Source organism: Pirellulales bacterium, assembly GCA_035533075.1.
In the GTDB taxonomy this organism is placed as follows: domain Bacteria; phylum Planctomycetota; class Planctomycetia; order Pirellulales; family JAICIG01; genus DASSFG01.
The window spans coordinates 1-18,692 of sequence record DATLUO010000183.1; the positions used below are offsets into that span (position 1 = coordinate 1).

Sequence of the window (18,692 nt, forward strand, 5' to 3'; positions counted from 1 at the left end):
CTCACCGGGGCGTCGCTTAGGCTCTGCCCCAGCCACCGCGAACGCCCCCGTCACCGTTCCGATGCGTCGCCCTGGGCCATCAGCACCGGCAGCCAGGTGCAAAGATAATACGCCCGTGGTGAGGCCAGATCCAAAAGGGCGGCCAACTCGTTGCCGGGCGCGGCACGGCGGGACTGGGCACGCATGTCGAGCAAATCAAAAATGCCGCCCAGATGTTTGTACTTCACCGCTTGCACTTGCTCTTTGTCGAGATGCGCCAATTGAATCGCCCGGTCGATCGCATCTTCGACAAAGCCCTCTCGATCGACCAGTCCGTTGGCCAGGGACTGGTGGGTGGTGAACACCTGCCCGGTCGCCACTTTGACCAGGGCGTCGTCGTCTTTGGCGAACCGCGGCCGCCCGGCTTTGACGATCTCCTTGAATCGCTGGAAGCTGTCGTGTACCAGCCCCTGGAAAATCTCTCGCTCTTCTTCGGTCATGGGGCGCGTCGGCGTGCCCATCTGTTTCAGACGATGGCTCTTGATCGAGTCTTCGGAGATGTCCCACTTTTCCATCAGGCGCGACACGTCGTAGTGCGGAATGACGACGCCGATCGAGCCGGTCCAGGTGGTCGGCTCGGCGAAGATCACGTTCTCATGCTCATCGCCGACGGCCATCGACACATAGTAGCCGCCGCTGGCCGCAATGCCGCCCATGCTCACCACCAGCGGCAGCTTGCGGTCGGCCACCATCTTTTTGAGATGGTGATAAAGGTAATCGCTGCCGCTCACCGTGCCGCCGGGCGAATTGACCCGCAGCACGACCGCTTTGACCGCCTTGTCGTCGCGCACGTGGTCGATCTGCCGCTTCACGAACCCCTCGCCGTCGAGGATGGTGCCCTCCAGCGTGATCACGGCGATTTTGTCGGTGGCCGTCTTCGACAGCGAGTGATGCTGTTCGTGGAGCGAATCGTCGCTTCCCAGCGATAAAAAGCCGCCCAGTACCGCCACGGCGACGACCGTGAGCGCGAACATCACGAGCCCCGAAAGCGTGATGAGCCGGCCCAACCACCGCAATGGATTGAATCGAGCGGGGCGCGCGGGAGGCGGGCTGGACGGAGCGGAAGGCGGGATCGAGGGGTCCATCAAAAGTACCGAAAGTGATGCAGGTTGCCGTATTGTGGATGGTTTATTGTAGACCGCTCACTCCGTGAGCGGAACGGCGTTCACATCTTTTCGGGCTTCCCTACCGACGAGTATTGCAGAGCACGCGGGCCAGCGGGTAAGCTAGGGCCTTCGTGGAGTTTCGCCGGCCCGCCGGCTTCTGTTGCCGCTTAAAAGGAGTGTTCGCGTGTTCGTCGCGGCTTCTACCGAATGTTTTCCCCAGCTTTCGTTTGCCGACGCGGTGCAGCGGCTCGTCGATCTGGAATACACCCGCGTCGAGATTTGCCTGCGCGAATCGAGTGGCCAGGTCAAGCCGTCGCAAGTGCATGCCAACGTCGAGCAGGCCATTCACCTCTGCCGCGATACTCATCGGCTGACGCCGGTCTCGTATTTCATCGACATCCAGGCCGAGGGCGACGAGTATTACGCCCAGTTTTTGTCCTGCTGCAAACTGGCCAAGGCGAGCAAGGTGGTCGTCATGTCGGTGCCGTCGGCCGAGTTGGGCACGCCGTTCAATGCCGAGGTGGAACGGCTGCGTGAACTGGTGCGCATCGGCACGCTGGAAGGCGTCGTCGTCGGCATCAAAAGCGAGGTCGGCCGCATGAGCCAGGATCCCGACACCGCCGTCGTGCTTTGCGATCATGTGAAAGGGCTGGCCATTACGCTCGACCCCAGCCATTACATCTGCGGGCCGCACGGCGGCGCGAACTACGACCAGGTGATGAAGCACGTTTGCCATGTCCAGTTGCGCGACACCAGCAAGACCAAGCTTCAGGTCCGCGTAGGTCAGGGCGAAATCGAATACAACCGGCTCATCAACCAGCTCAGCCGCCATAAGTACAACCGCGCCCTGTCGGTGAACATTATCGACCAGCCTGAGTCGGGGGTCGACCACATGGCCGAGATGCGTAAAATGCGTTTGTTGCTGGAGAGCATGCTGTAGGGCGACCGATGGCTGAGAACGAACCACCCGTTCAAAAAAGCGACGACGAATGGCGGCAGGCGCTGACGCCCGAACAATACCGCGTGACGCGCCGCAAGGGGACCGAGCGGGCCTTCAGCGGCGAATACTGGGACTCAAAAGAGCCGGGCGTCTACCGTTGCGTGTGCTGCGGCGCGGAACTTTTCACCTCGCAGACCAAGTTCGATTCGGGCACGGGCTGGCCCAGCTTCTGGCAACCGGTGGCGGAGAACGTGGCCACCGAGGACGACCGCAGTTTTTTCACGCGTCGCACGGAAGTGCATTGCCGGCACTGCGGCGCCCACCTGGGCCACGTCTTCGACGACGGGCCGCCGCCCACCGGACTGCGCTACTGCATCAACTCCGCCTCGCTGAAGCTGGAAAACACGTAAGTCGATGCCACCGGGCAAGCCGGTGGCCTTTTTTTCGGCCAATCTCAAAACGCGCAAAAAAATGCTTGCCAGCCTGTAACGCATTCGCTAGACTGAGGCAACTTCGGTCTGAGAGTAGGCGGTTTGTGGGACGACTGGCTTGGCCGGTTGTTCCGACATCCCAAGGTTGATTCCATTTTTGCCGCGGTTTCGCCGCTGCCTGGGAGTCCGCTGATGAACGACCATACATGCCGTTCGGCAATCGCTTGGCCACGCGCCCTATCACTTGACGGGGCTTGTGGGTCTCACATCGTTTTTCAGCATCGCATGAGTTCGCGCGCTCGTCGTTTTTTCTCTTCCGGCCATCTCATCGCTTTTCAAGGAGTCTGAATCATGTTTCGAGTTCGCCGCGGTTTCACGCTGGTCGAGTTATTGGTGGTCATCGCCATCATCGGCATTCTGGTCGCGTTGTTGTTGCCCGCCGTTCAGGCGGCCCGCGAAGCGGCCCGCCGCTCGACCTGCCAGAACAATTTCAAGCAGATCGTCCTCGCGCTGCACAACTACCACGATGTCATCAAGCAGTTCTGTCCGGCAACGCTCAACCTCGCCAGCAGCGGTAACGGGGTCGGTTCCGGGGCGTACGCCCCCTCTTACGGTTCAGGGCAGTTGGGCATGAATCTGCACGGTTTCATGTTGCTGATGCCGTACATGGAACAACAGGCGATTTACGACAGGTACAACAAGTTTGGCTCCGCCGGCGGCTCGCTGGTGAATAATGCGGCCCTTGGTCTCGCGGGAGGCGACCCGGCCACCACCGGAAACGACGTGCTGATGGCGATGCAGCCGCCGGTGTTCTATTGCCCATCCGACGACGGCGTGAAGGTGACCGTCTACAACAGTTCCAATGACCCGACGCCTTATTATGCCATTTCGAAGAACAGCGCACTCTACGGGGCGCGGGTGAACGTCGACTTTTCGACCCAGCCCATTTACGAATTCTATTGGCCCAACGGCTGGCGCACCTACGTCCTTCAGAACTACAAGAAATATCGTGCCGTCTTTGGAATCAACAGCACGAGCAGCACCGCGGACATCACCGACGGGACGAGCAACACCGTGGCCATCGTGGAAACGACCCGCAGCGTGTACAACGGCAATGGCAACGCCTGGGGGTATCGCGGCTGGGTGATGGTGGGCGTTTCGCTTTACGACCAACTGAGCAACTACCCCCTTTCATCCTGTCCTTTGTGCGGTGGACAAGCGATCAACTGCTGGACCTATTATACGACGGCCGCCTCATATCAGCCCGGTCGACTCGCCTCGTGGGGGATGGCGGGCAGCCTGCACCCGGCCGGATGCATGGTCGGAATGGCGGATGGCACCGTTCGTTTCATGTCTGAAACGACCGACGTCAACATCCTCGCGCGCCTCGGCAGCATGGCCGACGGGACGGCCATCGGGAACCTTGGGGCGGCACTGCAATGAGGAGGTTAACCATCGAAATGAAGTCCTGTCGGTTCGTGATGGTTCTTGGGATGCTGGTGGTCGGTTGTGGCAAACGATCAGCGGGGCCGCCGGTCGTCGCGACCCTGCCGATCCAAGGCAGGGTAACGCTGGACGGCAAGCCCTTGGCGGGCGCCGACGTGGTGTTTATGCCGGTCGATGCGCCGCTGGTCTTTGCAGGCACGACCAAGGAAGACGGCAGTTACCAATTGGCGGGGCTCGCGGGCAAGGCAACCTGCAAAGGCAATTGCAGGGTGACGATCAGCCGCATGCTCAAACCGGATGGCAGCCCGCCTCCCCCAGGCGAGCCGCCGGCGATCTCCTTCGCCGTGGAAAGCCTGCCGCCGCGATACTCGATGGCCAACTCCACGGAACTGTCGGCCAATGTGCCGGAAGGAGGCGGCACCTTCAATTTCCCATTGAAGAGCAAATAAGCGCCCCAAGCGATGAAGCGTGAGCTTTGCATCAGCCTCGCTCTTGCGCTGGCCACGGCGGCGGCGTTTGCCGGCGTGCTGCGCAACGGCTTCGTCAATCTCGACGACGATTTGTACGTCTACGAGAACCGAGTGGTGCAGATGGGGCTGTCGCGGCCCTCGGTGAACTGGGCCTTTACCAACACCGAAGCCGCCAATTGGCATCCCTTGACATGGTTGTCGCTGCAGCTCGACTACGAATGCTTCGGGCTCAACGCGGCTGGCTATCATGCGACCAGCCTGCTGTTTCACGTGGCCAACACGGTGCTGCTGTTCTGGTTGCTGCGAGTGATGACCGGCGCGGTGGCCGCCAGCGCCTGGGCGGCGGCCGTCTTTGCCCTGCATCCGCTGCACGTCGAGTCGGTCGCCTGGGTGGCCGAACGCAAAGACGTGCTGAGCACGTTCTTCTTTTTGCTGAGCGTCTTGTGCTGGCAAGTCTATGCGCGGCGTTCTGCCGCCTGGGGCTATGTGTTGGCTCTCGTGTCGTTCGTGCTGAGCCTGATGGCCAAGCCGATGGGCGTCACGCTGCCGCTGGTGCTGCTGTTGCTCGATGTGTGGCCGTTGAAGCGCTGGCCCGGCGCCGCCGCAAGTCAGAGCCAAGAGCGTCGCGGGCCGACCACTTCGTTCGGCCTGGTCGCTGAAAAAACTCCCTTCTTTATGATCGGCGCGGCGTTCACCGCCATCGCCGTGCTGGCGCAAGGAAGCAAGCGGGCTACGGAGTTCGGCGAGGCGCTGTCGTTCGGCGACCGTTTGTTGATGGTGCCCGTCAATTATACCACGTATCTGTTCCGGACCTTGTGGCCGCTCGACCTGGCGATGCTCTACCCGCATCCGGGCGCGGGTTTGCCGTGGTGGAAGCCGGCCGGGGCGGCGTTCTTGCTCGTGCTCCTGACGATGGCAACCTGGCTGCTGAGGAAATCGTTCGCCTACTTGCTCGTCGGTTGGCTCTGGTTTTTGATCGCGCTGCTGCCGGTGATCGGGCTGGTGCAGCTTGGCTCGCAATCGACCGCCGACCGGTACATGTACCTGCCGATGATCGGCTTGTTGGTCGCTGTCTGTTGGGGCACGGCCGAGGCCGTCGCCAGACGGGGCCGAGGGGCGCGGCGCGTGGCGGCACTGTCGGCGGCGGTCGCACTTCTGCTTTGCGCGTGGCTCAGCGCGCGGCAAGTGGCCGTCTGGCACGACGGCGTCACGGCTTGGGAGCACGCCTTGGCGGTCACGCCACCCACGCTTGTTTCATGCAACAACTATGGCCTGGCGCTGGAACAGGTTGGTCGCCGGGAGGAGGCCGAGCGCTGGTTCCGCCGAGCGCTGGAAATCGATCCTGCCGCGTTTAAGCCGAATTGCAACCTGGGCGTGCTGCTTGCCCAGCAGGGCCGCTTGGACGAAGCGGCCCGGCACTTCGAAATCGCGCTGGCGGTGAATCAATACGATCCGCTCTTGTTGGAGAATCTGGCCATGGTCGAAGAGCGGCGAGGGCGTCTCGAGGCGGCCCTGGAATATTACGAGATGGCCGCCCGGTTCGATCCGCCGGTGCCTCGGATCATGCGGCGCCTTGAGCGGGCGCGCCGACAACTTCGCGACCCGTTGTAACCACGGACCGGCGTCGCCATCAGTCGATCCTCCAGATGACAGACTACCCCGACAGAAAAAATGAGCGGCTGCGGTCGTGAATCCAAAATCCAGAATCCAAAATCCAAAATCACCCTCCCCCTAGATTTATGGTTGCGGGCGGATTTCGGAAGGCGCGACATCCAATCCTGGGACGCCATTCACCCGTCCGTCCCGGTGGCAGGCGGCGCGCAGCGCCGGCTCGGGTCTTTGACAATTTGGTAGATTCGTGCGGCCGGGCGAGCGAGTGCCGCTCGTTTAATCGAAGTGCTTGCGGTGCAGGCCGGTCAGGGCGGTGAGCGCCGGCTTGGGCTTTCCGGCCGGGTCCAACAAGCCGCCCGCCACAAATTCTTCGGCCTCGCCGTCGAAAAGCTGGTTCCAGAAGATCGCATGCACGGCGGGCTTCGACAACAGGAGCGGCACGTAGTGCTTGATCCAGGCGGCCTGATTCTCCGGCGACCAACCGCCGGGAAACGTCTGCGGCACCGGTGCGGCACGCCCCCGACCAGCCGGCGGCGACGACTCGACGCCCGGCACGGTCAACGTCACGTGCAGCGGCAGCCCCAGATAGCTCCAGAGATCGAGCAAGCGGCTGAACTCCAGGCGGTCGCGGGGATAGCTTCCGCCGGGCTGGTATCCCATGTTGATTTCGATGGCCACCGCGGTGAGCTTCAATCCGGAGCGGACCAGGGCATCGGCAAAGTGCAGCGGCGAGAAATCGGCCGCCGCGCGCCCCATGTATTCCGCCCACGGCTGGTCGAAACGCACCACCAGCGGCGTCCGTGGATCGACGTCCTGGGCCACTTCAATCGTCCTGGCCGCCAGCCGCAGACGTTGTTCTTCGGTGAGCGACAGACCATCGCCCACATTGATCCGCGCCGCACACTGCCAAACATCGACCTTGCCCTGGTAGCGGACCACCGCCTTCTCGGCAAAGTCGGTGACAAACGACAGAATGCTGTTGAAGTCGTCTTCCCAGAGGTAAAGCCAGTCGGGTATGCCGCCGGCATCGAGCTGCACGAGCGGCCCGGCGCAAACGGTCAGCTTGTTCTCCTGGCAGGCCGCAATCTGCTGGTCGGGCAACTGCCACTGATAGACCCCTTCGACCGCTTCAACCGCGCGCCACGAAAGCGGCACGTGAGCGGCATTGAAGGCCCTCAAGTAATAGGCCAGGAGAGGCATTTCCAGCGCGTGTTGGCCCAGGTTCGCGCCGAACAGGGTCTGAAGCTTCTGACCGCTGCGGTGCCTGGCCGCCAGCGCTTGATCGGTGTAGCTGGCGACGAGCAGCTCCGCGGCATCCAAGCCGAGCACGATCGCCTTTTGCGCAAACGCGGCGGCCCGTGCCACGTCGTGCTGGCTGGTGACCGCCAGGGAGAGCGATTCCAGCGCTTTGTGCATGGCGTTCTCGACTTTGCCGGGCACGACCAGGCCGATGGCTTGCCAATCGGCAATCTGGCCGCGCACCTGGTTGAGCTTGCCGCGGGCCAGTTCGACCGCGAGCTGATAGGGCCGATCGCGCTGCATGAGCGTGGCCGTCGAGAGCATCAGACGGCCGTGCCCTTCGACGGGCCAGGGAATATAAAACTTGCCGGAATCGGCCACATTGCGTTCCACGATCAGCTCGCCGTGTTGCAACCGCGTGCGGCAAGGCCAGGGAATCTGCTCGGGCCCCGCCATATAAGCCTGCTCGGCCGCTTGCGGCGTAAGTTGGCTGGTCGGGGGAACGATGAGCCGTAGTGAACCGGTCGGCATGAGGCAATGCTGTTTTGTTTGTGCTACAACCGTTATACTCCGGCCAGCCGCGTCCAGCAGCGCGGGAGAGGAAAAAAATGCGGACCACGCAGCTACTGAATCCTATGCCACTTCCGGCCACTTTGGAAACACATTTGCCGTCACTGCCTTTGCGAAGGGGCAAGGTGCGGGACGTCTACGACCTTGGCGAAACGCTGTTGCTCGTAGCCACCGACCGGATCAGCGCCTTCGATTGGGTGCTTCCCAACGGCATTCCCGACAAAGGAAAGATCCTTACTCAGTTGAGCCAGTTCTGGTTCGAGCAATTGGACGTACCCCATCACGTAATCACCTGCGACGTCGAGGCGATGCCGTTGGCAGCCGCGGACCGCCGCCAGCTTGCCGGCCGCGCCATGCTGGTCCGCAAAACGCAGGTGGTGCCGATCGAATGTGTGGCCCGCGGCTATCTCAGCGGATCGGGCTGGAAAGAGTATCTTCGCCAGGGAACCGTCTGCGACCTCACTTTACCCGCCGGACTCCGCGAAAGCGATAGGCTCAGCGGACCGATCTTCACGCCGGCGACCAAAGCGACCAGTGGGCACGACGAAAACATTTCGTTCGAGGCCGTTTGCGGCGCGGTCGGCGCGGAGCTGGCCGCCGAACTGCGGCGCCGGACGCTGGAGGTTTACCGTCGCGGCGCCGACTATGCGGTGGAGCGCGGAATTATCATTGCCGACACTAAATTCGAGTGGGGGATCGTGAGGGAGCCGGCAGGCGAGCGACGTCTCATTTTGATCGACGAGGTGTTCACGCCCGACAGCTCGCGGTTTTGGCCGGCGGATCAATATCGGCCGGGCCGTGGCCAGGCGTCGTTCGACAAGCAATTCGTGCGCGATTGGCTGGAGAGCGTCGGCTGGGACAAGCAAAGCCCTCCGCCGCGGCTGCCCGACGAGGTCGTCGAGCGCACGCGGGAGAAATACCTGGAAGCCTACCAGATACTCACCGGCCGGCAGCCCGAGTTGTAATGCGAGCGTCGGGTGGAAAACACCCCGCGGCGAGCCACGATTTGCAATTTGAAATTTGCAATTTGCAATTTGCAATAGTCGGTTCGGGCTCCGCGCCAGGCCGGGGCACCGATTTCAAATTGCAAATTGCAAATTTCAAATTGTAAATTGCGAATTGCAGAATTGTCATCGCCGCCGAGAACCGTCGCCCCAGTCTCCACGGTGGGCCGGCGCTCGCAAGCTCGCTGGTCCCACCCTACGTGTGAGAGTTCTACTTGAAGCCGCATTCGACCACACGCCGCGCGAGGATCGCCAACAAGCCTCGATCCGGTCCGTTCCCGACGGGGTGGCTGCGCCCGGTTCTGCTTGCGGGACTGGTCTCCCTCTATGTGGCGCGGCCCTTATTGCCTTCCGAGGCGCCGACCACACTGGCCGGGGACGGCCTGCCCTTCGTCATGCTTTCGCTCATGTTGGCTGTGGTCTGGCTCGCGGCGCGTGCCAACGCCGTCGCCGCCGATATCCGCGTGGGGCCGGTGGAATTCGCCTGGTGCGCTCTCGTAGCTTGCCAGGCCGTCAGCACCGGTTTGGCGATGCGCGACGGCTTCGCGAGGGCGGCCGTCAACGCCTTTTGGGAGTCGGTCGGGCTGGGCGCCGGATTCCTGTTGTTGCGGCAGCTCCTGCGAAGCGGCGGCGAAAAACGGGCAATTCTGATCGTCATGATCGGGCTGGCGACGCTGTTGTCGCTCGACGGAATTTCGCAGTATTTCATCGAACTGCCGGCGCTGCGGGAAACGTATCGTCTGCACCCCGACGACGCGCTGCGCGAACTCGGCATCGACGCTCCGCCCGGCTCGGCCGCGCGGATGCTCTTCGAGCAGCGTCTCAATAGCACCGAACCGGTGGCCACGTTTGCCTTGGCCAATTCTCTGGCCGGCTTCTTGACCCCTTGGCTGCTGATCACCTTGGCGTTGGGTTATGCATATCGGGAGGATGGCCTTCCTACGCCGTCCGGTGACAGACGGGACGGCCTAGGAAGGCCATCCTCCGTTTGGCGGCGCCGGCTGGGCGCCGCGGCGTGCGCTTTGCCAATGGCAATCTGCCTGGTGCTCACCAAAAGCCGCGCCGGCTATCTGGCCGTGTCGGCCGGTTTTGTCGCGTTATTATGCCTGTCGCGGAGCCGTTGGCGGAACGCGTTGGCGCTGGCCGGCGCGTTCGCCGCGGCAATCGTCGTCTTGGCGGTGGCCGGGTATGAGTCCGGCGCGCTGGACCGTGAAGTGTTGACGCAGGCCGCACAGTCGCTGAGCTATCGCTGGCATTACTGGCAAGGCGCGCTGGGCATGATCCGCGAAGCTCCCTGGTTCGGTTGCGGACCGGGCAATTTTCAGGACGAATATACGCGATACAAGCTTCCCCAGGCCAGCGAAGTCGTGGCCGATCCGCATAACTTCGTCTTCGAGATCTGGGCGACATGGGGAACGCCCGCGCTCGTGGCGTTCGCGGCGATTCTGGCGGCAGCGGCCTACGAGTGGCGGCGTGCGGCGACCCGGCGATCGAATGTCGAACCAACGAACCAGGCGTGCTACGCGGTCTTGTTCGGTGCGATCGGTGGTCTGGTGCTGGCCTTTATCCTAGGACCGCTCTCGACGGTGAGTTTGCAATGGCCGTTGCTGTTGGCCGGTTTCGTGGTTCTGCCCCTGGTGTGGGCCGTTTTTTCCGGCTGGATCGAGTCGGGCGAGTTGCCGGGCTTTGTGCCGTTCGTCGGCGCGGTGGCACTGTTGACGAACCTGTTGGTGGCGGGCGGAATTGGCTTTGTCGGCGTGGCCGGATCGTTCTGGTTGCTGCTGGCCGTTGCCGCGCCGCACAGCGACGGTGTCGGCCTGCGGCTGCCACGCTGGGCCGGGTTGGCCTTGTTTGCGACGGCCGCCGGACTGTTCGCCGCCTGCTATTTCACGGCATATCGGCCCGTACTGGCATGTCGCGCGTTGCTGGCGCAGGCCGAGCGGAGCGATGCGGCCGCTCGCCAGCGACAATTCGAAGCCGCCGAGGCCGACCCCTTGGCCGACGAACCGTGGCGGCGGTTGGCGGCCGGCGATTTTGCCGTCTGGCAAAACGACCCGGCGCCCGAACGGGCCGCTCGCTGGCAACAAGATCAAGACAAGTTGCTCCGGCGCCGGCCTCATTCGAGCGCCGCCTGGCTGGAGGCCGGAGAGCGTTACCTGGCCGCCGCGCGCGAGTCGCACGGCCAATCGCAACGGCAGGAATATGCCGCCGCGGCCGTCGAACACCTTCGCCGCGCGGCCGAGCTCTATCCCAACTTCGCAATGGCGCATGCCGATCTGGCCCTGGCATTGGCCGCGGCCGGCCAGGCAGGGGCCGGCGATGAGGCGGCCCTCGCTCTGAAGCTGCACGAGCAAACGCCCCACGCCGACCAGAAGCTTCCGCCGGAATTGGCCGACGCCGTGAAAAAGCTGGCTCGAACCGCGCCTTGAGCGGCTGCGTAGCATACGTGATAAAATAGGCGATCGTAGGCTGGATCGTTTTTATCGTCCTTCAGGAGTCATCTCACATGAAAACCTTTTTGACCATGACCGCCGTCGTCGCTTTGGGAGTGGCGATCACCACCGCCGTCTCGCTGGCACGGATGGGCACGCCGATGGCCCTCTCGCCGCTCTCGCTCGATCTGCCGGCCGAGCCCGACGCGGCGCCGCCGATCAGCCAGCCCGGCCCCGCAATTGCCGCTGACGCCGGCGCCAAGCCGCTCGCCGTCGCCGAAGAAACGGAGTACGACTTCGGCAACCTGCGCAACAAGACCATGGACAACCGGCACACCTTCCAGATCCGCAATGACGGCGCCGCCCCGCTCAAGCTCACCGGCTCACGCGTAAGTTGCGATAAGTGTACATTTGTAGATTTTCCCCAGACCGTGATTCAACCGGGTCAGACCGGCGAAGTCGTGGTGCGCTGGAACGTCGATACCTTCGAAGATCATTTCCGCCAGAGTGCCACCATCAAGACCGACGATCCGGATCACGAGGAAATTCGGCTCGTGATTTCGGGCAAAGTCGTGCGTCCGCTGCAGGCCGAGCCGGCCAACCTGGTGCTGAGCAACGTGCAGGTCGGCAAGGAAGCCCAAGGCAAGGTCCGTTTGCGGGCCTACTTTTCGGACCATCTGGAAGTCGTCGGCCACACTCTGACGGAAGCGGCAACCGCCCAGTATTTTGATGTCGCCAGCGCACCCGTACACAAAGACGAGCTGAGTCCAGGCGTGGAAAGCGCGGTGGATGTGACGGTGACCGTGAAGCCCGGCCTGCCCGTCGGTTCGTTCAGCCAAACGCTGGAAATCGAAACGAGTCTGGCGGATGAGCCCAAGCTGAGCATTCCGCTCAGCGGCAATGTGTCGGGCGCGGTGACCATCGCCGGCAAGGACTGGGACCGCGACTACAATTACCTGGCCATCGGGCATGTCAAGCAGTCGGAGGGCGCCAAGCGGGATCTGTACATTCTGGCTCACGGAGCCGAGATGAAGGGCCTGGAGTTCGAGCCGGCGGAAATCGACGATCCATCGGCGCTGAAGGTGACCTATGGCAAGCCCAAGGAGATGAAGGAAGGAACGCTGGTTCGGATGCCGGTGACCATCGAGGTGCCGCCGCAGAGTCCGCTAGTGAACCACATGGGCGGCAAGGAAGCCAGGCTGGCGCAAGTTGTTATACCGACCAACAAATCGGCGTTGGGCCGCGTGCAAGTTCGCGTTAAATTTGCGGTTATCGCCGACTGACGCCTTGACTGGTGGGCCGGCGCGCGCATGCTCGCTGGTCCCACACCACAAGAAGGATGGTTCATGAAGAAGCCCCTCCGTACCCTGGCCGTCGTTTGCTTTGCCGGTGTCTGTTTGGCCGGTTACGAGGCTGCCCGCCCCGCACCCCGCGCCGAACGCGCATCTGCGCCAAACCGCCCAGACCCCGTCGAGCAAAACGGCCCGATCTTCGAAGGCTGGCCCAAACCGAAGCTGGCCTTGGTCTTTACCGGCGAGCAACTCGGCTACATCGAGCCTTGCGGCTGCGCCGGACTCGAAAACCAAAAAGGCGGCCTGCGCCGACGCGCCACCTTTTTGAAGCAGCTTCGCAAGCAGGGTTGGCCTGTGGTGGCGCTCGACAACGGCGGTCTCATTCGACGTTTCGGCCGGCAGCAAGAGATCAAGTACCGCAGGACCGCCGAGGGGCTGAAGCTGATGGGTTACAAGGCGGTCGGGTTCGGCACCGCCGATCTCAAATTGCCCGCCGGCGCGTTGTTGTCGGCCGTGGCCGAGGCCGACATGTTCGTCTCGGCCAATATGGGACTGTTCGAACTCGACTCCGGCGATACGCCCCGCTTCAAGGTCATCGAAGCGGGCGGCATGAAGATCGGCGTCACGGCGGTCATCGGCGACCGCTTTCGAAAGCAGGTCACCAATGAGGAAATCGGATTCATGCCGGCCAAAGAGGCCCTGGCCCAGGTGGTGCCGGATCTCAAGAAAGCCAAGTGCGACCTGAATGTGCTGCTGGCCCACGCCACGCTGGAAGAAACGACGGCACTGGCCAAGCAGTTCCCGATCTTCAACATTGCCGTGATGGCCCACGGCGCCGACGAGCCGCCGCACGAGCCGCAAAAAATCGCAGGCACCAAGACGCTGCTGATCGAAGTCGGGCACAAAGGGATGTATGCCATCGTGCTCGGCTTTTTCGACGACCCGCGCACGCCGATGCGCTACCAGCGCGTGCCGCTCGACCATCGTTTCGCCGACGCCCCGGAAATCGACGAGCTGATGGTGGCCTATCAAGGCGAGTTGAAGGATCTCGAAGATCAAAACGGCTGGGAAGGACTTGGCCTGAAGCGGGCGCCGCATGCCGGAGGCAAATTCAGCGGTTCGAAGTCGTGCGCCGATTGCCACGACCAGGAATACGCGATCTGGAAAAAGACTCCGCACGCCAGCGCCACCGACACGCTCACGCACGTCAAGCCGCCGCGGCAGTTCGATCCCGAATGCATCAGTTGCCATGTCACGGGCTGGGAGCCGGAAAAGTTCTTTCCCTACGAGACCGGATACGACAGTCTGAAAAAGACGCCCGGCCTGGCGGGCAGCGGCTGCGAGAACTGCCACGGTCCTGGGGCCGCCCATGTGAAGGCCGAGGAAGGCAGCGACAAGGCGCTGCAAAAGCGTTTGCGTGAAGTGCTGCACCAAACCGCCGCGGGCGCCGGCAAAGAAGCCCAGCGCGAGGCCTGCCAGCGCTGTCACGATGTCGACAACAGCCTCAAGTTCGACTTCGACACCTATTGGCAAAAGATCGCCCACTAACGGTAGGGTGGGACCAGCGAGCTTGCGAGCGCCGGCCCACCGTAAACGACGTCGCTATCGGTGGGCCGGCGCTCGCAAGCTCGCTGGTCCCACCCTACCTCTGCTGGCAGAAAGTCATCCATTATTGAAATTGCCAATTTGAAATTCGCAATTCGCAATTTGCAATCTTCCCCCCTGCTCATTCGCCGCCTGCTGGGCCTCGCCTGGCGTTATCGCGGCGGGTCGATCTTGGTGCTGGCGCAGCAGGCCGTGCTCGTGGCGCTCTCGCTGGCCGCGCTCAATCTCACCGGCCTGGGAATCGACGCCCTGCGTCATTGGCTCGATCCGCAGAGCCGCCCGCCGCACTGGCCCTTCGGCCTCCAGCCGCCCGCGACATGGAGCCCGATCGAGACCACGGCGCTGATCGCCGCCGGCATTCTGGCCCTGGCCGCCACACACGCCGCGGTCCGCTACCGGGCCTCGATGTCGGCCGGCCGGCTGGTGCAAAACGTCGTGGTCGACCTCCGCTCGCAGGTGTACGAAAAGCTGCAGCGGCTCAGCTTTCGCTTCTTCGACAAGCACCGCACCGGCTCCATCATCAACCGCGTCGCCGGCGACGTGCAGGCCGTGCGGATGTTCGTGGACGGCGTGGTCGTGCAGATGTTGTCGGTGTTGCTCTGTCTGGCGGTATACCTCTATTACATGCTGCGGCTGCACGTCGGGCTGACGCTGGCCGCGCTGGCCACCACGCCGCTGCTCTGGCTGGCCGCGATCGCCTTTTCGCGCCGCGTGCGGCCGGCCTATCATCGCAGCAGCGAGCTGACCGACGACCTGGTGCTCAAGCTGTCGGAAGCCGTGCAGGGCATTCACGTCATCAAGGGATTTGCCCGTGAGCAAGAACAGATCGCTACCTTCGCGGTCGCCAACCGGGCCGTCGAAACGCAGAAGACGGGCATCTTTTGGAAGGTCAGCCTCTTCCAGCCGCTGATGGGACTGTTGACGCAAATCAATATGATAGTCTTGCTGAGCTACGGCGGCTGGCTGGTGATCGAGGGGCGATTGCCGCTGGGCGAAGGGCTGTTCGTGTTCGCCAACCTCTTGCAGCAGTTCGCCAACCAGGTCGGCCAGATCATCAACATCACCAACAGCATTCAGGCCAGCCTCACCGGCGCTCAGCGCGTGTTCGAGGTGATCGACGCCCCGATCGAAGTCGAGAATCGCCCGGATGCTGTTCCCCTGAGCGAGGTCGCAGGGCAAATCATCTTCGACGGCGTGTCGTTCGCATATTCCGGCGACAACGTTCTCCGCGAGATCGATCTGGCGATCGAGCCGGGGCAGGTCGTGGCCCTGGTCGGCGCCACCGGATCGGGCAAGAGCAGCCTGCTGAGCCTCATTCCGCGGTTCTACGATCCCACCGCCGGCCGCGTGCTCCTCGACGGGCACGACCTCCGCGGGGTAAGGCTCGACGATCTGCGCCGCAACATCGGCATCGTGTTCCAGGAGACCTTTTTGTTCAGCAACACCGTGGCCGCCAACGTCGCCTTCGGTCATCCCGGCGCATCGCAGAGCCAGATCGAACGGGCAGCCAAGATCGCCGCGGCCCACGAGTTCATCGGCGAGTTGCCCCACGGCTACGACACCGTGATCGGCGAATACGGCTCGAACCTCTCCGGCGGCCAGCGGCAACGCCTCGCGTTGGCGCGTGCCCTGCTGCTCGATCCGGCGGTCCTGATTCTCGACGACGCCACTTCCGCCGTCGATCGCGACACGGAGCACGAGATCGTCGACGCGATCGAGCGGGCCATGCGGGGCCGTACCACGCTCGTGGCCGCCCACCGCCTGAGCACTTTGCGCCGCGCCGACCTGGTGATCGTGCTCGATGAAGGGCGGATCGTGCAGAGCGGCACCCACGAAGCGCTGCTGCGTCAGCCGGGGCCTTATTACCAGGCCGCCCGACTGCAGATGATCGACGACGAAACAACTTCGGCCCCCTTGGCGGAGGTGGCCTGATGTCGAGCGCGAATTGTGGTGTGGGTGTCTCGCCCGCCCCGACAAACAATTGTGGTGTGGGCGTCTCGCCCGCTCAGGCGAAGCAGGCGGGACGCCTGCACCACAATGCTTTGACGGTCCGCCGGGCCGACGACCGCGAAGAAGAGTTCCACCCGCTGGAAATGCGGCTGATCTCGCGGCTGCTGGCCTACACGCGGCCCTATCGCGCCAAACGCGATTGGCTGCTGCTGTTGGTGTTCCTCCGCTCGCTGCAGTTGCCCGGCCTGACGTGGCTGACGGCGGCCGTGATTACCGGACCCGTCGAGCGGCGCGACATGGCCGGCGTCGCGTGGGGCACCTTGGCTTTCGCCGCCTTGGCCCTCTCCACGCAGCTTGTGATGCACTTTCGGCAGCGGCTGGCCCTGGAACTGGGCGAGGCGGTGGTCCACGACTTGCGGCGCGACCTGTTCGCGCATCTCGTGCGGCTGCCGATGAGCTTTTTCAACCACACGCGGCTGGGGCGGATCATCAGCCGCATGACGTCCGACGTCGAAAATGTGCGCGTGGGCGTGCAAGAGGTGCTGTTCGTGAGCATCGTGCAACTCGGCCAGATGCTGGTGGCCGCGGCGTTCATGATCTGGTACGACGCCGCGCTGTTCGTCGTCGTATTGCTGCTCGTCCCCTCGCTATGGGCCATCAACAAGCATTTTCACCGCAAGCTGAGCCGTTCGCTTCGGGCAGTGCAAGAATCGTTCAGCCGCGTGACCGCCACGCTGGCCGAGTCGGTCAACGGCATCCGCGTGACGCAGGGCTTCGTGCGGCAAGAGACGAACGCCGAAATCTTCAGCAGCCTGGTGGCCGACCACTCGCAGTACAACATGGCGGTGACTCGCGAGCAGGGCACGTTTCTGCCGCTGCTCGACCTGAACAGCCAGCTTTGCTTTGCCGCGCTGCTCTTGGTGGGCGGCTATCGCGTGCTGGTGACCGGCGGCGCCGAGCTGGCCGACGTGGTCGCCTTCTTGTTCATGGCCAACCTGTTCTTCTCGCCGATCACCGTATTGGGCAATCAATACAACCAGGCGCTCACGGCCATGGCCGGCGCGGAGCGGGTGTTTCGCCTGCTCGACACCCGGCCCGACTGGCAAGACGCCGCCGAGGCCGGCGAATTGCCGCCCATCGAGGGCCGCGTCGAATTTCAGAACGTCTGCTTCGGATACGATCCGCAGCGGCCCGTGCTGCGGGGCATCCACTTCACGGCCGGACCCGGTGAGACCGTGGCCCTGGTCGGGCACACCGGCAGCGGCAAGACCTCGGTCACGAACCTGATCGCCCGGTTCTACCAGCCGACGTCGGGCCGTATTCTGGTCGATGGCCACGACCTGACGGAGGTCACCAGTCCGTCGCTTCGTCGGCAAATCGGCATCGTGCTGCAACAGAACTTTCTGTTCAGCGGCACGATTCTCGACAACATCCGCTTCGGCAAGCCGCAAGCCGACGACGCGGAAGTGGTGGAAGCGGTCCGCTCGCTCGACTGCCTCGACTTATTCGAAGCCTTGCCGCAAGGTTTGCAGACTCAGGTGGGCGAGCGCGGCACGGGTCTTTCGCTTGGGCAGCGGCAGCTTGTCTGCTTTGCCCGTGCCATGCTGGCCGATCCGCGGATTTTGATTCTCGACGAGGCGACCAGCAGCGTCGACACGATCACCGAGGCCCGCGTGCAGCAGGCGCTGTCGACCTTGTTGAAGGGCCGCACGAGCTTCGTGGTGGCCCATCGTCTCAGCACCATCCGCCACGCCGACCAGGTGCTCACGCTTTCCGACGGCCGCATCATCGATCGCCGGCACCGGCCCACCATCGGCGACGATACTTCACGCGGCCGGAAATGAGACGTCTGTAGGGAACGCCCTCACTTGCGCCGCGTGCGGCGCATTTGCCGACCGTAGCCCTTTCGCCGCGCGAGAGGAAAGCCGTTTACCTCGCGCCCATGCGACACGCGTGTCGCCTCGGCGCGTGCCGCCGGAGACGAACGAACCGCAGGCACTTTGGCCGCGCGCGGCCAAAGTGCCGACCGTAGCCCTTTCGCTGGAGCGAGAGGAAAGCCGTCTACTCCGTGCCCATGCGACACGCGTGTCGCCTCGGCGCGTGCCGCCGGAGACGAACGGACCGCAGGCACTTTGGCTGCGCGCAGCCAAAGTGAGCAGGATCACGGATGACACCCCTCCAACGGACGAGTCGCAAAGCCGTGTCGCCAAAGATTTTGCGCTTGCACGACGGTAAAGCTTCGCCGAACCCGGTACGCAGGTGCCGTACACCAACCCGAAGCGCTAGCGAGGAACGTGAAAAAGGCGACAAAACCTCGCTTGCGCTTCGGGTTAGTGTGAAATGGGAACGGGTTCGGCGAAGCTTTACCCGCGACGGAATGCGGCGACATCCGTTTCTACAACGGCGCCTTCAGGGGATTTCGAAGATGGCCAACTCGCGCCAAACGAAGCAGAGCGATGAACACCGGCTTTTGCAAACGTTGGCAGCCTTCGAACTCACTTGGCAGCCTTCACGGTCGGAGCGAACCCCACCAATGGGCCAACTGTCGGATTCCGCC

The 18,692-nt window shown here is 63.3% G+C and carries 13 protein-coding genes; 11 read left to right on the plus strand and 2 right to left on the minus strand.

Annotated elements, in window-relative coordinates; translation table 11 throughout:
- Positions 1-50: 50 nt before the first annotated feature.
- Positions 51-1,124, minus strand: coding sequence for a signal peptide peptidase SppA (sppA, locus tag VNH11_22550; protein ID HVA49161.1), 1,074 nt, complete (start codon positions 1,122-1,124; stop codon positions 51-53).
- 205 nt (positions 1,125-1,329) lie between these two features.
- Here sppA and VNH11_22555 point away from each other — a divergent pair, with 205 nt between their 5' ends.
- The 5 genes from VNH11_22555 (at position 1,330) to VNH11_22575 (ending at position 6,043) form a co-directional block, all read left to right on the plus strand.
- Entirely contained in the window at positions 1,330-2,085 is a 756-nt protein-coding gene (locus tag VNH11_22555) for a TIM barrel protein (protein ID HVA49162.1), read from the plus strand.
- 8 nt (positions 2,086-2,093) lie between these two features.
- Positions 2,094-2,495 carry a peptide-methionine (R)-S-oxide reductase MsrB gene (gene msrB, locus VNH11_22560; protein ID HVA49163.1) on the plus strand — a complete coding sequence of 134 codons (402 nt, stop codon included), beginning with the start codon at positions 2,094-2,096 and terminating at the stop codon, positions 2,493-2,495.
- 372 nt (positions 2,496-2,867) lie between these two features.
- A complete protein-coding gene (locus VNH11_22565; GenBank protein ID HVA49164.1) occupies positions 2,868-3,959 on the plus strand; it encodes a DUF1559 domain-containing protein in 1,092 nt (363 codons plus the stop codon).
- 17 nt (positions 3,960-3,976) lie between these two features.
- Positions 3,977-4,411: a carboxypeptidase-like regulatory domain-containing protein gene (locus VNH11_22570; GenBank protein HVA49165.1), complete on the plus strand. Its 435-nt coding sequence runs from the start codon at positions 3,977-3,979 to the stop codon at positions 4,409-4,411.
- Between the two features lie 12 nt (positions 4,412-4,423).
- On the plus strand, positions 4,424-6,043 hold the full coding sequence (locus tag VNH11_22575) for a tetratricopeptide repeat protein (GenBank protein ID HVA49166.1): 1,620 nt from the start codon (positions 4,424-4,426) through the stop codon (positions 6,041-6,043).
- A gap of 276 nt (positions 6,044-6,319) precedes the next feature.
- Here the strand turns inward: VNH11_22575 and VNH11_22580 are convergent, their stop codons facing one another.
- On the minus strand, positions 6,320-7,813 hold the full coding sequence (locus VNH11_22580; GenBank protein ID HVA49167.1) for a hypothetical protein: 1,494 nt from the start codon (positions 7,811-7,813) through the stop codon (positions 6,320-6,322).
- Positions 7,814-7,917: 104 nt separating this feature from the next.
- Between VNH11_22580 and VNH11_22585 the strand changes: the two genes are divergently transcribed.
- The 6 genes from VNH11_22585 to VNH11_22610 all read left to right on the plus strand — a co-directional run bounded on the left by VNH11_22585 (position 7,918) and on the right by VNH11_22610 (position 17,979).
- Complete coding sequence (locus VNH11_22585; GenBank protein ID HVA49168.1) at positions 7,918-8,817, plus strand: phosphoribosylaminoimidazolesuccinocarboxamide synthase; 900 nt, start codon at positions 7,918-7,920, stop codon at positions 8,815-8,817.
- A 434-nt stretch (positions 8,818-9,251) separates the two neighbouring features.
- Positions 9,252-11,285, plus strand: a complete 2,034-nt coding sequence (locus VNH11_22590) for an O-antigen ligase family protein (GenBank protein HVA49169.1) — start codon at positions 9,252-9,254, stop codon at positions 11,283-11,285.
- A gap of 77 nt (positions 11,286-11,362) precedes the next feature.
- Positions 11,363-12,571 (plus strand): DUF1573 domain-containing protein, encoded by a 1,209-nt coding sequence (locus tag VNH11_22595; GenBank protein HVA49170.1) that lies wholly within the window; start codon positions 11,363-11,365, stop codon positions 12,569-12,571.
- A gap of 63 nt (positions 12,572-12,634) precedes the next feature.
- A complete protein-coding gene (locus tag VNH11_22600; GenBank protein HVA49171.1) occupies positions 12,635-14,128 on the plus strand; it encodes a multiheme c-type cytochrome in 1,494 nt (497 codons plus the stop codon).
- Between the two features lie 159 nt (positions 14,129-14,287).
- On the plus strand, positions 14,288-16,117 hold the full coding sequence (locus tag VNH11_22605) for an ABC transporter ATP-binding protein (protein HVA49172.1): 1,830 nt from the start codon (positions 14,288-14,290) through the stop codon (positions 16,115-16,117).
- Positions 16,117-17,979, plus strand: coding sequence for an ABC transporter ATP-binding protein (locus VNH11_22610; GenBank protein HVA49173.1), 1,863 nt, complete (start codon positions 16,117-16,119; stop codon positions 17,977-17,979). The genes VNH11_22605 and VNH11_22610 overlap by 1 nt, the downstream gene beginning before the upstream one ends.
- The last annotated feature ends 713 nt before the right edge of the window (positions 17,980-18,692 follow it).